Below are 14,998 nucleotides of genomic sequence, written 5' to 3' on the forward strand. Positions count from 1 at the left end.
CACTGTTGCTTCGTAGCAGGTCAATCAAGCACAGACCGTGCCCAGTTCACGCGAAGCGCGCAAGCCAACATTCAACCAGCGTCATTCAGAGGGCGGTGGCGCCAACATGGCGCCGGGTCTGTCTGGTGGGGGAAGTAACGGAGGCGCCATCAATGCAAACGCACTGTAACCACAACCACAGCGCGTAAGCACAACGCACCCAGCGCATTGATGGCTATTTTGCAAGATCGCGCCAACCTGCCCGCGCGATGCGCAGGCTAACGTCGTGCAGTCAGGGAAATCTGCGTGCCGTCATTGAGCGTCAGCGTCTTGCTACGGCCATTCGTTGGCATCGTAAAACGCACGACCTGACTGGCCGTGATGCTAGCCGGACACTTGAGCGCCTTGTCTGTCTGCTTCGCCCCGTTCGCCCCTTTTATGCCGCGTGGGGCTGGGGCTTGCGCCTGAAAACTCAACTGGACATTCGCCGTGCCATCGGCCGCCACCACCGGCGCGAGGCGTAACTGGATCTGGCGCATCATCGCCCCGTTGGCATCCAGCGCCAGCGATGCATAACCGGGGCAATCTTCGGCAACCTGTATCGCGCTGCCTGGAGGCGTCATTTTCCAGGTGTAATCGTCGGACTGGCCTGAACGGATCGCGCGGGTTTCCTGAGCATTGCCAAACTGTTTCGACGTCACTTTGACGGTATAGCGAATCGGGCCATCCGTCGACGCCTGGGAGGTAATGGTGATAGGCGGTGCGGCAAAAACCGGGGCAGTCATCGCGGCACCGGCACACACGAGGCATGCGGCCATGGAAACGGTGGAGAAGGTCAAGCAGACTCTCATACTGTCACCTCACTGTTGTCTTGCCGCACGTCGAACACATACGGCTATCGTTGTTTGGTTGTTTGGTTGTTTGCTGCCCCGTCAGTCTACGTCCAATGCGCTCGATACGGCTGTTACGGCTGTTACCCCTGTTACATACACAGCGCGCGAGACGACGTGAGTCCCGCGTTTTTAAATCTTGATCCCCGCATTCACCCAAACCATGCCGCTGGGACGCGCGCCAAGCGGCTGGCCGTTGATCGGGCGCGCATAGGAAAGACTCATGCTCGCGCGGTTATTCACGGTGTAGTTCAGCCCCACGCCCCAGCCGCTCAGATTAATGATTGGATCGACCTTGGGCGGAGCGAATTTCCTCAGGTTGCCGCGCGCACGGTCATAAAACACCTGAGCGCGCAGGCCAGTGACTTTCGGCACCGGGGCACTCAATGCCACCGATGCGACCCAACCGGAATCCGCACTTGGGATATCAGAGCTATAGCCACGGACAGCAGTGGGGCCCGCGAGCGTAAATTTTTCCACGCTATCGAGACCCTGGCTGGCCTGCTGCCCACTCCAGTTCACGTCGAGCAGCACGCCCAGGGGCAGCACCTGGGTGAAATGGGCGTTTTCCATTGCCTTGTAAAACATTCCATTTGAATCCCGGCCATAAAATTTGCTTGGGTTATAAATCCGTCCGGCTGCGGCGCCCACATCGACTTGAATCGCGTTCGGCAAACCGATCAGCGTCCCGCTGCGGCTGCCAGACAGTTGCACCCCGCCGACGATATCGGAGCGTTTGTTGCTGTCGCCAAGCGTCGAGTCGCGCATTGTTTTGTAATCGACGGTGGCGTTCAGCGAAAGCTCCTGGTTGCTTTCACGCAGCAATGGCTGGCTGGCGTACAACGAGAAGGTGTTGGCGATACCGTCGCCCTTTTCCCGGTACACGCCCCCCAGGGCGTAATTCACCCGTGCGGCGGCAAACCCGGCCCGAGCCCCTCCTACGCCAATAGGCAAATCGTAAGAAGCCCGCCCAAGCAACGTGTAGCCCCCGTTGCTATCGGTATTGAACTGGAAAATATCCGGCGCCGCATAGCCGACAACCTGGAAACGGTCACCTATTTTGAGCGGGCTGTTCACCGTGAACTGCACGCCCATGCGATTGCGTCCGGTGACGGTGGAACCCGTGTTATCCACAAACAGCGCCGTCGACAGCATCGGTGTGGCGCCCACGTCAACCGTCATCACCGACCCGCCCGGCGTCTCGCCAGCCGACAACACGGGCTCCACCGCGCCCACCCCGGGCAGGTCAGCCAGGCGGGCTACCCCGATCTGGGTTGGCTTCAGATCACCCTCGGGCGTTCCGGCGTGCCGCAAATAACGTTCAAGCACCGCATCGGAAACTCTCGAATTGTTTTTGCCAAGCGCAACACGCTCCAGGTGGCCGTGTACGACCACCATGCGAATCACCCCGTCTTTTACCTTTTGCGGCGGGATCATCGCGTAACTCAGCGCTTCGCCGCCATTGATCATCACCTCGGAAATACGTGCGGCAACGCCACGGAGTTCGTTCAGGGTCAACTCTTGTCCCTGGCTCCCCATGACAATTTCGTTCACCTTGAGCTGTAGCTCTGGAGGCACATCTTCCACGTAGATCCGCGAGATGTGAATGGCCTCACCCCCTTTATCCGGCTCCGACGCCGGTTTGGGGACGTCCAGCGGTGCGACGTCACGATTCGGACGCGGCATGTCCGGCATCATGAGGTCCGGCGTATTACGCAAAAGGGAGCCGGTATTAGGCAACACGGCCGGCACCCCGGATGGCAACGCCACCGGCCTCATGCCGGTGCTCCCGCCTGTCGCCATGCTTTGTGCATGAGCAAGAGACACACCGGATACCCCGGACACAAGCATCCAGGATGCCAAATATTTTGATGAGGTTTTCATTAACTAGACAGACCCTTGCGGGCGTGAGGGAGGCTGCGTGCCTGAACTGGACACCGATGGTCCGCAAACCACAGGCGACATGACGAAACCGGCGTTAATGACCCGGACATCCCAAACCCGTCTGGCTACGAATCACGGGGGGCTGTAAAAAACAAATCTTCATGCAAGGGAATTTCAGAAAGTAACTTGTAATTGACCGATACGAAGTATCCGAATCACATCAAATAGCTGGCTATAGGAATCCTCTTAAAGCACCGCAAAAAATACAGTTTTAATACATTTTTGCAAAATTCATGAGCATTTATCTCAATAATAGTGAAATATTTGCAAACAATTTCCGCTCTTAAAGCGGTTATGTATTTTTTGCCTCGCCATCTCATTTTTATCTTTTAGAGGCTGTTTCTGGCACCTGAGGCATATCGGTTTTCACCACATGCCGTCCTGGCGTCCGGGTTCACCCAGACGCGCAACACCTAGCCGTTACAATGGCCAACCTTGTCGCACCGTTGTCCCTATTCTTTCCCGCTGCTTTCCCACTGCTCTTTCGCCCTTCCGCCCTTCCGTCGCCCACTCCTGTCGCCATGAACCTTGTTATTCAAAGCGCCCTTCCCCTTTCCGCCTCGCATTACGCTGCCTTCGCCACGCTCGTGCCCGGCCCGCAGCGCGTCACACCCGACGCGCATGCCGTGCATATCGCAGGCGTCGAGCCCTCGCCCCCGGCTGCGTTTGTCACCTATTGCACAGCCCATGCGCTGGATTACGCTTATCTCGCGCCCGGCAGACAGCTCAGCGACTTTGGCCTCCTGGCGATGGACATGGATTCGACGCTCATCACGATCGAATGCATCGACGAAATCGCCGATTACTGTGGGCTCAAAGCAAAAGTCGCCGCCATCACCGAAGCGTCGATGCGCGGCGAAATCAAGGATTTCAGCGAGAGCCTCACGCGTCGTGTGGCGTTACTGAAAGGGCTGGAGGCAAGCGCGCTGGAACGCGTCTACGAAGAGCGCCTCACGCTGTCGCCAGGCGCTGAACAGATGCTGGCTGGCGTGCGTGCGGCGGGCCTGAAAACGCTGCTGGTTTCAGGCGGGTTCACGTTTTTTACCGAAAAGCTGCGTATCCGCCTTGGCCTCGACTTCACGCGCGCCAATACGCTTGAGATTGTCGACGGCAAGCTAACCGGGCGAGTCAGCGGAGAGATTGTCGATGCTGCGGTGAAAGCACGTACGCTGCGCGAAACCTGTGCGCAACTGGGCCTCGTCCCCGAACGCGCCATGGCGCTCGGAGACGGTTCGAACGATTTGCAGATGATGGCGGCAGCGGGTTTATCCATCGCGTTTCGCGCCAAGCCCGTGGTCCGTCACGCGGCGAGTGTCGCGTTCAATCATGTCGGGCTGGATGGCCTGCTGCGGCTCTTCTGAGGTAGAAGTAGAGGTTGAGCCGAGGCTGATTCCGCTTGGCCGGCGCTTTGACAAAACCGCCGCTCATGCGCCCTGTTCGAGCGGCTGCATGAGCGGCTGCATGAGCGGCTGCATGAGCGGTTGCATGAGCGGCTCCGGTACGCGCGTTTATCCAAGCGCCGCCAGGCTTTGCGCAATATCTTCACGCAGGTCCGCCTCATCTTCCAGGCCGATATAAAACCGCACAAGCGTGCCGCGATGAGGCCACTGCGTTTCAGTCCGCATCCTGGTGAGGTCGTAAGGCATCGCCAGACTGTGCGCGCCACCCCAGCTCCAGCCTAGCGAGAAAAGTTCAAGCGATTCGCAAAACGTATCAATCTGGGCGGCACTGTAACGTGCGTCAAACACCACCGAAAAAAGCCCGCCCGCCCCCGTGAAATCGCGTTTGAAGAACGCATGTCCCGGGCAATCGGCTAACGCGGGATGCAATACCGCGGCAATTTCAGGGCGCTGCTTGAGCCATGTGGCCAGCGCCAGGGCACTGCGGTCATGCTGGGCAAAACGCAGTTGCAGGCTCGGCAAGCTGCGCAGAACCAGCGAGCAGTCGTCGGCGGACACGCCTAGCCCCATGCGCATGCGCGCCGTCTTGAGCTGCAGATGGAGCGCCTCGTCTGCGGTAATGGTCGCGCCCATGAGCACGTCCGCGCCGCCCGACTGATACTTCGTCAGCGCCTGCACCGAGATATCCACGCCCTGTTCGAACGGCCGAAACGCCAGCCCGGCCGACCAGGTGTTATCCAGCGCCGTGATGATGTTGCGTGAGCGTGCCACTGTCGTGATCGCGCGCACATCGGGCACTTCCATCGTCACCGAACCAGGCGCTTCAAGCCAGATCAGGCGTGTATTGGGCTGAATCAGTTCAGCGATACCCGCGCCGATGAGTGGATCGTAATAGCGCACCGTCAACCCAAAATCCTGCGCGAGCCATTCGCCATGGTCACGATTGGGCGAATACACGTTATCCGGAATCAGTACATCGTCACCCGCCTTGACGAGGCCGAAATACACGTTGGAAATCGCCGCCAGCCCCGAAGGCTGAAGCAAGGCATGCTGACCACCTTCGAGCATCGCCAGACGTTGCGCCAGAACCAGCGAGGTCGGCGTGGCATGCAAGCCGTAGCGCCATTGCGCGTCGTTGCGCCAGTCGAGCGAGCGCATCGTGGCGAGATCCGGGAACACCACGGTGGAAGCCCGGGCAACCGGGACGGCAAACGATTCGAAGCCCGGCGTGAGCTGGTCTTGCGCATGCACGATGCGGGTTTGCAAACGGCGTTTCGAGGGAGGCTGGGTCATGGGAGGCACGAAGGAGAAGATGATGATGAAAAATACCGGCGTGAAAATGTAGAAGCGTCGTAGGGGCGTGGAAAAAACAAAAACGAAGCGCGAATGATCGGGTTATTGAGGGGATGGCCGGGATTCATGACAAATCCGCCATACCTCTTCCCAAATCCGCCACACCCCTTCCTAAATATCTGATTTTAATGCAAATTTAATGGCTTGGCCGAGTGCCAGAACGAAACGCCGCAGTTCTGGCAGATCATCCCCCGTAAGCGCATTGCCGATCAATGAACGAAGGAGATACTCTCATGAGAGCATTCGTACGCTATGTGGCAGGAGCCTGGTTCGCCGTTTCTGGTTTGTTTGCCGCCTGTTCCGTGTGCCTGGCCGCCACTCCGATCGACCGGGTCCAAAAGATCGGTGTGCAAGTGAATATCGATACCTTCACGGCTAGCGATGCGTTCCGAATCAAGCGAACCGGTTTTGACTTCGTGCGCTTCGGGGTCTGGGAGCACGCCTTGAACAAGGTGGAATATCGGCAGGAGATCACGGAAGCGTTTGCCTATGCTCGTGCCGTTGGTTTGCCGGTACTCGTGACCGTCCGCTCGATCAATGCGCTCGTGCCTGAGACGGCTTCAGGGGCACAGCAAGAAGAAATGTTGCAGGCAGCAGGCTTCAAACTTGCCTCAATAGCTGGGGATCTCGCGCATGCCTTTGGCCATGATCTGCTGGCTATCGAACTCTGGAACGAGCCGGATGTCGCCGCATATTGGCCAACCGGCAATGTGACGCAGACTTTCCAGCCTTATATGCGCGCGGTTTGCGCAGCCCTTCAAGCCCAATCGCTGCGCGTACCCGTCATCGGCTTTGCGTTCTCCCGGCCGCCGGATCTGGGCGCTACCGCAGCCACGCTATCGCAGCAAATGGCACCGTTGACAAACTGTCTGAATGGCTTCTCATACCATGCGTACAGCATGACCCAGGAACAGGTCAAAGCATCCAACGTCAATATTCAGTCTCGTTACCGGCTGCCCGCGCTGATTACCGAGTGGGGGTGGTCATCGGATGTGGCGAACGATCCCTGGCAGCAAGCCCAGGAGGTCGGCAATTTCCTCGACTGGATCAGGACGACAGGCACACCGGTCGTTTCCCTCTACACGTGGAAGGATTCGACGACCGGCTCCCTGCGCGAGCGCAACTTCGGTCTCGTCACCGCGCAGGGCGCGGCCAAGCCTGCGCTGAACGTCGTAGCGAATGCCTTGCGCTACCGCTACTACCGCAATCCGATGATGCCCATCGACAATTCGCGCACGAAGATGGCTCCGAGAGACTGATCCCGCTCCGGCATCGCCCTCAGGTATGTCAATGAATCAATGAATCAATGAATCAATGAATTGCCGCCTGTGGAGCTGGCGTGTCACGCACGTTTTTGCCGCGCATCGCCACGCGTTCGGCATACGCTGTTTGCACGGCCAGCAGCGTTGCCGAGAATAGCGCGACACTCGACAAATGGCGTGGATAGCTGCCAAGGTCGGGTTCGAACAGCATCGATACCGCGGCATGACCGATCAGCAGGCACGCCAGCATGTCGTAGCGCTGCAGTGCGCGGCGCTCGGCGCGGCTTCGCGCGTGCAGGGCGGCCCAGAGCGCAGTCCAGATGAACGCTTGCAAACCAAACTCCTTGACTCCGGCTTCGAACACGATCGGCATGTTCAGCCGAGCGAGCGAGTACAGATAATTCGCACTGAAATTCACGAACGAATCGGGTGGGAACGGGTTGTAGAACGCGGTGCGCGCGCCGAACGGCGAACCGTAGATGAGGTAATCGACCGCCGCGTCGCGCGGAGATCCGAGTGCGTAGTACACGGTATCCGGCAGCAGGAAGACCGCAACCGGGATCGCTATCAAGAGCAGCAACTTCATGCGCGCCCCGCCGAGGCGAAACACAAACGCCACGATGGCTATGGCCAGGATCAGCGCGTAGTAGCTGCGCACGATAGCCGCATAGGCGCCGTATAGGACGATGGCCGTAATGGTCGCCTGGTGCCATGAAAAACGGTGCGCGGTACGCGCGATCACAATCGAAATCAGCACGACGAGCGTGTCCTTGCTGGCGACGAACAAATTGAAGAACACGCAGACGCCGAGCAGCACGATGCAAATAGCGAGCGCGCCCACCCGGCGCGTCATGCGCAGCATCATCCAGACGAACACGGCACCAATGCTGCCCACGAACACCTTCGTTCCCACGTCGCCGAGCGCGCCGTAGAACTTGCCGACGGTATCGAACGTCGAGCCTTCGTAGGAGTTCGAGCCGCCAATCTGCGCCTGGATCTTGTCGGCATCGCGGAAGATGAATTCCGGCAGCACGGCACTGCCGGCGGCGAACAGTGCGAGGTAGCCGAGCACAGCGGCGGTGGCGAACGCACGGCTCACGCCTTCGCTCAATTGCGGGCCTTTTGCAAACAGGCTATGCAGCATAGGCTTGCTCTGGCAGAGGCTTGGGCCGCTGGGCGCGCATAACGACGCTGGCCAGCGCCAGCGCTATCGCCATGCTGGCGGTGAGGTGCGCAAGCGCCGCTCCCGTCACGCCGAGCCAGACCATCAGGCCCCACGCGGCCGGGGCGCACAGCACGACGATCGCGGCCATCGCGGCGGCGACCCGGCCGCCGACCCGCAAAGCGACTGCAGCGGCCCACATCACATCGCAGAGTGAACGCAGGACGAACGACACCAGCAAAATGCCGAGCCCGGCCGTATCGGCTCGGCTCGCGCGTTCGTGGGCGAGCGTGTAGAGCAGCGGGCTCGCGGCGAGGATCGCAGCCGAGATGGCGAGCGTCAGCGCCGCTGCGGCAAGCATCATGCGTTGCAGCAGCGCGCGGAATTCGCCGGGCGATGCGTGGCAGGCCTGCACGAGCCGGGGGGCGCCAATCGCGGTGATGCTCGCAAACGCAAGCGTCTGCACAGCATTCGCAATCGACCAGGCGAACACATAGCGGCCAAGCGCCGTGGGATCGAGCACGCCTGAGGCCACGAAACGCTCGAGATATTGCAAGAGCGACAGCAATGTGACGGCGGCAAAAAACGGCAAGCCGTGCCGCCAGATCGACAACACATCGGCCCGCAAGCGGGACGGCTGTGTGTGTCTGTCCTGCTGCTCGCGCAGGCCTGATCGTACGAGCGTCATTCTTGCTCGCACGATCAGGCATCCCGCTGCGAGGACAACGCCAACATTGGCCGCGAACCATAGCGCGAAAACACTTTCTATGGTCTGCAGGGTGCCCAGCAGCAAGCCCGCGATAGCGATTGAAGCCCAGGCGCCCGTACGCACGAACAGCAGTACGGAAGCCGCTGCTGCGCGATGCAACGAAAACACGTAACTGTTCGCCTCGAGCGCCGCGTGTTCCGAGAGCGCAACCAGCGCGACGCCCCATAAGAGTGGCGCATGCAAGCCGATACGGGCCGAAAGTCCAAACGAAAGCGCCAGTGCAATAGCCCCGCACAACACCAGATACAGTGCGGCATAGAGCACCGCTAGGACGCCAGAAACGCGAATGGCAACAAGCGGCTCAGGACCGCTCAAGCGCCGGTTGATTTCGGCACTAAAACCGAGCCCCAGCAATTTCGAGGAGACAACGGAAACGGCAATGGCTAGCCCATAGGCACCGACGGCATCGAACCCGAGCTTGCGGGCAATGACGATCGTCAGGGCAAACTTGAACGCGAGCGACGCGCAGCGAAGAATCAGCCGGAACAGCAAGGGCACACCGTCAGCGAGGCGCATGTTCAGCACGCACAGGTGCTGCGGAGCACCTCGACAAGGGTATGACGCTGCCGCCGGAGATGGGCGAGCCCAAGGCTTGCCGCGTGCCAGAAGTTGGCGGCGGCATCAGGCGCGAACAACGTGGCAGCGACTTGCCCGGCATTGAAATCGGCAGCATTGACGACCCAACCGGGAACCCCGAGATCGGCATAGGCGCCGAACCCTTTGCGTTCGTAGCTCAGATGGAACGCAGGGACGCCGTGCAGCACCGCCTCCAGCGCGCCATGCAGGCGGACCGAAACGACAGCGTCCGGCCGGTCGGTCTCAAGCAGCGTCTTGAGTGTCGGCAGCGGCCCCTCGATACCGATGCGTCGGCAATAAGCGCCATCATCGTTACCGCGTCCGCTGCTTTGCAAGGCGATGCTCAGCCGGCACGATGCGCTGAGCGTTTGCCTCAAGGCGTTCGTCGCATTCAGGTAGCGCTCGTGCTGCGTCTGACTCCAGTTAGGGGCGGCGCGCAACACCAGTGCGACGTGCGCCATGTGTGAGCGAGTGGCCCGGGCGGCCTCGCGCAGGATGTGCTCGCCACGGTTAGCGAAATCGAGCACAGCGAGATCGGCCGCGCGCTGCGTGTTCACGTTATCGCGCAAGAATTCGGCGGACCGGTCGTCACGCACGAACACGGCGGAAAGCCCCGCGAGCAGCGGTGCAAGGTGTCCGGCAAGCGGTCCCTGGGGCAGCACGGGTCCGATGCTTTGCGGCAGATAGACGGCGGGCTTGCCGCTGGCTCTGGCGGCGCGCAGTTGCACCAGATGTCCTGCGTGGAGCTTGAGTATTTCGGTCGCGCTGCGCGAGCGCAAATATCCGCCGCCGACGCCCACGATCAAATCGGCGCTATCGAGCAGCCGATACAGCGTATGAAGCTCGGCGTTGACGCCGGCCATGGCGGGCGGCAGCAGCGCCGAGGCCGCGGTCGCTAGCCGGCGCCAGCCTTGCTGCGCCAATACCGGCGCCGGATAAACATGGGCATGTGCGCCAAACGAACCCGGATCAGCGGCGACGATCGAGACGCGCACGTCGGGGCCGAATGCCTCCTGCAACAGCGCGACGGAGAGATCGACAAGCAAGCCGTCGCCAGAATTGCGGGTGCTATAGGCATGCAGCAAAACAATGTGAGGTGCAGCAGTCATACGGTGGGCTCCAGCAGGCTCTGGTACAGCGTGAGAGTTCGATCGACCATGGCTTCGACGCCAAAGTGTTCGTGCGCGGCTTTGCAGTTCGTGCTCATTTGCTGGCGCAAACCCTCGTTCGTAGCAAGCTCGGCGATAGCCCGCTCCAGCTCGCCTGTATCGTCTTCGTTCGAGACAACGAGGCCCACGTGCCACGCCTCGATCAGCTCTGCGGCGCCCGCGACGCGGGTTGCGACAATGGGCACGCCCGCTGCAATCGCTTCAAGGCAGACATAAGGGAAGCCTTCGTAACGGCTCGGCAACACGAGCATGTCGAATGCCGAAAAATAGCGGCGAGCGTCGGTCAGTGCGCCAGGTACCCGCACATTTTTCGGTATGGAGCCGTTTGCGAGGCCAGCCGCGGCGGCAAAATCGCCGGGGCCGATCACCACGAACTGCAGGCGATCCGCAAAGCGATGTTCGAGCGCCTGTGCGATCTGTGCCAGACGGTCCACACCTTTCTGGAAATCGAGCCGTCCGACAAATCCCACCACGATTGCATCGTGCCGCAAGCCGAGCGCGCGGCGCGCGCTGTCGCAAGGCAGCAGCGGCGCGGTGTCCACGCCATTGGGAATCGTAGCGATCCGCCCGGACGGAATGTGCAGGACGCGATGCAGATGTTGCGCCTCATGTTCGGACACCGCGACGATACGATTCGAACGAAAACGCCCGAGCAGCGCTTCGATGGCGCCATAGAAGCTGCGCTGGAACCTCGGCAGATAGGGGTTCAGCGTATACACAGCGTGCGGTGTATAGACGTTCTGCCATGAGCCTGGGCAAAGCCTGCCGAGTACGCCAGCTTTCGAACTATGGCTGTGGACGATGTCTGGGCGGATGCGGCGCAGGCAATGCAGCACCTGCATGAACGAACGCGCATCGCGCCAGCCGACACTGCGGTGCATGTCAATCGCATGAAACGACGCGCATTGCGCGACGACCTGCGCATCGAGAATCGTGGCATCGAAGCGCGGGCCGCGCGGGACGATCAAGTGCACGTCGATGCCTCCACGTGCGCACAACTCGCGGATCAGGTCAGCCAGGTGCACAGCGATGCCGCCAGCGGCCGCTTCCGTCAACAGAACGACGCGCAACCTTGTGGTGGGTGAGTTCACATTCATGGGCTCTCCTTGCCCGCGTGGCGACGGCCGGCACGGACAGCAGCGATAAGGTTACGCAGGCTGAAGCCGGCTCTCACCTGCGCGGGTGCGGTGTCGTAGTCATACGCCACCGGGCGATAGTTACCGAACTTCGAGCGGAACGCGAAGCGCTTCGAACGCAGACGCACGCCGTTCAGGATGACGCCATCAACCGTGGCGCCATGGCGCGCGAGCCTGCTACAGGCTTCAGTGAGCTCACCGGCCACCGTAATGCCGCAGCGCGCGGCGAGCAGGATCACACCGGCGAGACCGGCGAGTTCGAGCGCATCACCGGCCGCGAGCACGGGGGGCGCATCGATGATGACGACGTCGTAGTTCGTCGCCATGCCGGCGAGTGCATGGCGTATTCGCTCAGGCACACCCTCGTTCGACGCGGCCGTCGATGCACCGGCAACTGAGAGAAAATCCAGCGTGCCGGACGTCCCGGCGTTGCATCGAGCAACCATGACGTTGCCGCGAAAGCGCAGATTTTTCACCTGTATTTTGTCATCCTGATGACGTTCATCGCTGAAGTAACGATGCAGTTCACCGTGATAGGCATCGCTGTCCACGAGCAGAACACGCCGGTTCCAAGCGGCAAACGCGGCGGCAAGATGCATGGACAGAAACGATGCGCCAGCGCCTGGCGCAGGCGAGGCAATCAGCACGACATTGCGGCCCGCCGCATGCAGCATTGGCATGAGTTGCGTACTGAGTTCACGAAGGCTGTCGAGTGCGGCATCGTGCAATATGGCGCGCCGCCGTGAGCGGCGTGCTCGCCCAACGTCCGGAACGCTCGCCAGCACGTGCAACCCGGTATGACGTTTGATCTGCGTGGCCGACACGAGGCCACCAAACAGAAAGTCGCGGGCGAACGACAGCGCGATACCGGCGACGACACCCGCCATCGCCGCAGCAGCGACGATCATCGTACGTTTGGGCCGCACGGAATCCTCAGGAACGGTCGAGGCATCGACTATCCGGACGTTGCCGTTCATGCCGGCTTTGACGAGTTCGAGCTGCTGCGCGTTGGTAAGCAACGTTGTGTACAGGTTGCGGGCTGTCTGCGTATCGAGCCACAAACGCGATAAATCCTGCTCAAGCGCTGGCATGAGGTCGATTTTGCGGCGCAACGCGCTGCGTTCGCTCTCGAGTGCCTTGATTTGCGTATCTAATGCAACCAGGTCCGGGTGCGTCGAGGCGAACGTCGCCGAAACCGCGGTGCGCTTTTGCCGCAGATCGAGAAGTTTGGCTTCGATAACCGTGACGTTTTGCAGCATCAGGCGCGCCTCCTCCTTCACGTCGACGGACCCGCTCGCCGAACGCAGATGCGTATAGCGGTTCTCCGCGTTGTCAAACTGGTTCTTGAGCGACGGTAGCGTCTTGTAGATGAACTTGAGTGACTGCCCTGCTTCGGCCGATTTGCGTTCGATGTTCTGGCGAATATAAACGTTGGCGATTTCCTTGAGCAGCGTGCTGACTTCCTGTGGATCGGGGCCGCGCAGTGTTGCGATGAACACGCCGGACTGCTTGATCTGTTCCTGAACGGTCAAGCGATTTTGAATGCGCTGAATGGTTTTCCAGCTGGAATCCCGAACCAGGGAAAAGCGTGTACCGGACAGCGCGTCGAAGCGTTCCACCTCGAGGACGAGCGGGCCAAACGGCGTAGGGAACCGTTCAAGCCGGCCGAGGACACCGGTCAACGAGGCATCGAGATCGCGTCCGGAGAGCCGATAGCGATTGCCAGGAAGCACCGTCAACGTGAAGTGCTTGCCCTCGAGCGGCGCCGGTACCTCGAAGCGCTTGACCGTGGCGCACTCGCTGCCCCACGCATACCCGCCGATTCCCAGAAACCTTGGCACATGGATGCCGTTGGCATAGCGCGCCACGAATCCGCCAATCAAGGGAAATCGTTTCGGCTGCACGCGAACGAAACTTTGCAGCGTTTCTGCCGCCCGCGAAACGACAAGCCGCGAGGCAAACACCTGGGTTTCCGCGGTCGTTGTCGATTTGAGATCGAACAGTGACGAGACGTCGCCAAGCAGGCTACGCGAGGCCCAGGTATTGTCGCCATCGTCGACCTGAATCATGGTGCTGGCCTGATATTGCGGCTCGGCCAGCAACGCGTAGAACGCGGCGCACACAGTGAAAACCGCAGCCGTGAGCGCGATGCGCCAGCGCTGATCGACGAGCGAATCGAGCACACCGATGAGGTCGATATCGTCGTCCGGGGTCCTCGCAGCGGGAGGCGGTGCATCCGTATCACCCTGCATCGGTGTTTTGTCCGAAGCGGCATTTCGGTCAATCCGCGACATGGGATCCCAAAGCGCCCGCGTTGAAGGCCGGTAACATCAGCCTCAGAACGCGACTAAAGCGCACGAGGTCACCGCTCCCGACATACACGACATCCTTCGGTTGCAGCTCGAACTGGCCGGCGAGAACCATCGCCACAGGCGAGCGGCTATCGAGGCGAAACACATGCGGTGTGGCGGCGGAACCGCGGATCACAAAAAGCTGGCTCGCGTCGACGGTGTCGAGGTCGAGGCTATGCGCCTGAAGCAGCGCGTCGCCAAGCGTGAGCCGGCCGTATTGATCGGGCAATGCGAGCACGGGATGCCTGACTTCGCCGATCACGTAGACGGCGCTATCGCTACGCGACGGGACACGCAGAATGTCGCCGGGAGCAAGGATCAGGTGTGCCGGATCTTCGCCATTGTCGAGCATGCGTGCAAGGTTCGCCGGATAGGATCGACCACCGCGAACGATGACAATCCGGCTACTGTCGGCCTCCACGGCAAGGCCGCCTGCGCGGCTGATGGCCTCGGGCAGCGTCATGGCGACATCGTTGAACGGGTATCCGCCTGGCGAGCGGACCGCACCGATCACGTGGATATACCGCGCACGAAACGATGCGATGCGTACCGTGACTTGCGGCTTGCGAAAGAACTTCGACAGTGCGCTGGCAAGCCGCGCATCGGCCTGATCGGGCCGCAATCCCGCAACGCGAACGGACCCCGCATAGGGAAATTGCACATTCCCGTTGTGATCGACAGCGAACCCGGCCACCGGGTCTGCCGCACCCTGCGAGCTGGGACGCGTCCCGTTGCTTGCAGCAACCAGCTCGGGGTGATCCCACACGGTGATTTGAAGCACATCGCCTGGGCCGATGATGTAAGCCGCATCGGCTCGCTCAAGCGGCTCAGCCTGCCTCGTGGCAAGTACTTGCGCTTGCGCCTCCTCATGTAGCCGGTCGATAACGCTGGCGTCGATGTTGATAAACGGAACCGCAGCCTGTGCGGCTGGCGGGCTTGCGCCGCCTCCTGCCGCAGCGGGTGTATCCGTCGTATCCATTCTCATGCCTGGCGCAAGACCGCACGCA

General features: G+C 60.8%; 11 protein-coding genes. 2 read left to right on the plus strand and 9 right to left on the minus strand.

Annotated features, from left to right (window positions below; translation table 11 throughout):
* Positions 1 to 257: 257 nt before the first annotated feature.
* Together GH657_RS08975 and GH657_RS08980 are read right to left on the minus strand one after the other, a co-directional pair.
* Complete coding sequence (locus GH657_RS08975; RefSeq protein WP_153100369.1) at positions 258 to 830, minus strand: DUF6013 family protein; 573 nt, start codon at positions 828 to 830, stop codon at positions 258 to 260.
* Between the two features lie 171 nt (positions 831 to 1,001).
* Positions 1,002 to 2,555, minus strand: a complete 1,554-nt coding sequence (locus tag GH657_RS08980; protein ID WP_220094841.1) for a ShlB/FhaC/HecB family hemolysin secretion/activation protein — start codon at positions 2,553 to 2,555, stop codon at positions 1,002 to 1,004.
* A 779-nt stretch (positions 2,556 to 3,334) separates the two neighbouring features.
* Here GH657_RS08980 and serB point away from each other — a divergent pair.
* A complete protein-coding gene (gene serB / locus GH657_RS08985; RefSeq protein ID WP_153100371.1) occupies positions 3,335 to 4,174 on the plus strand; it encodes a phosphoserine phosphatase SerB in 840 nt (279 codons plus the stop codon).
* 147 nt (positions 4,175 to 4,321) lie between these two features.
* Here serB and GH657_RS08990 read toward each other — a convergent pair whose 3' ends face one another.
* Entirely contained in the window at positions 4,322 to 5,506 is a 1,185-nt protein-coding gene (locus GH657_RS08990; RefSeq protein ID WP_153100372.1) for a cystathionine beta-lyase, read from the minus strand.
* Between the two features lie 293 nt (positions 5,507 to 5,799).
* Between GH657_RS08990 and GH657_RS08995 the strand changes: the two genes are divergently transcribed.
* Positions 5,800 to 6,825, plus strand: a complete 1,026-nt coding sequence (locus GH657_RS08995) for a cellulase family glycosylhydrolase (RefSeq protein ID WP_174769918.1) — start codon at positions 5,800 to 5,802, stop codon at positions 6,823 to 6,825.
* 52 nt (positions 6,826 to 6,877) lie between these two features.
* Here the strand turns inward: GH657_RS08995 and GH657_RS09000 are convergent, their stop codons facing one another.
* The 6 genes from GH657_RS09000 to GH657_RS09025 are packed head-to-tail and all read right to left on the minus strand — an operon-like array spanning position 6,878 to position 14,970.
* Positions 6,878 to 7,972, minus strand: a complete 1,095-nt coding sequence (locus GH657_RS09000; RefSeq protein ID WP_174769919.1) for a hypothetical protein — start codon at positions 7,970 to 7,972, stop codon at positions 6,878 to 6,880.
* Positions 7,962 to 9,275 carry a polysaccharide biosynthesis protein gene (locus GH657_RS09005; RefSeq protein WP_174769974.1) on the minus strand — a complete coding sequence of 438 codons (1,314 nt, stop codon included), beginning with the start codon at positions 9,273 to 9,275 and terminating at the stop codon, positions 7,962 to 7,964. The genes GH657_RS09000 and GH657_RS09005 overlap by 11 nt, the downstream gene beginning before the upstream one ends.
* A 2-nt stretch (positions 9,276 to 9,277) precedes the next feature.
* A complete protein-coding gene (locus tag GH657_RS09010) occupies positions 9,278 to 10,444 on the minus strand; it encodes a polysaccharide pyruvyl transferase family protein (protein WP_153100375.1) in 1,167 nt (388 codons plus the stop codon).
* A complete protein-coding gene (locus GH657_RS09015; RefSeq protein WP_153100376.1) occupies positions 10,441 to 11,601 on the minus strand; it encodes a glycosyltransferase family 4 protein in 1,161 nt (386 codons plus the stop codon). Before GH657_RS09015 ends, GH657_RS09010 begins: the two co-directional genes overlap by 4 nt.
* Positions 11,598 to 13,934, minus strand: coding sequence for a GNVR domain-containing protein (locus GH657_RS09020; RefSeq protein WP_153100377.1), 2,337 nt, complete (start codon positions 13,932 to 13,934; stop codon positions 11,598 to 11,600). The genes GH657_RS09015 and GH657_RS09020 overlap by 4 nt, the downstream gene beginning before the upstream one ends.
* A complete protein-coding gene (locus GH657_RS09025; protein WP_246174037.1) occupies positions 13,921 to 14,970 on the minus strand; it encodes a polysaccharide biosynthesis/export family protein in 1,050 nt (349 codons plus the stop codon). Before GH657_RS09025 ends, GH657_RS09020 begins: the two co-directional genes overlap by 14 nt.
* Positions 14,971 to 14,998 lie beyond the last annotated feature (28 nt).

The organism is Paraburkholderia hayleyella (assembly GCF_009455685.1).
Lineage (GTDB): Bacteria > Pseudomonadota > Gammaproteobacteria > Burkholderiales > Burkholderiaceae > Paraburkholderia > Paraburkholderia hayleyella.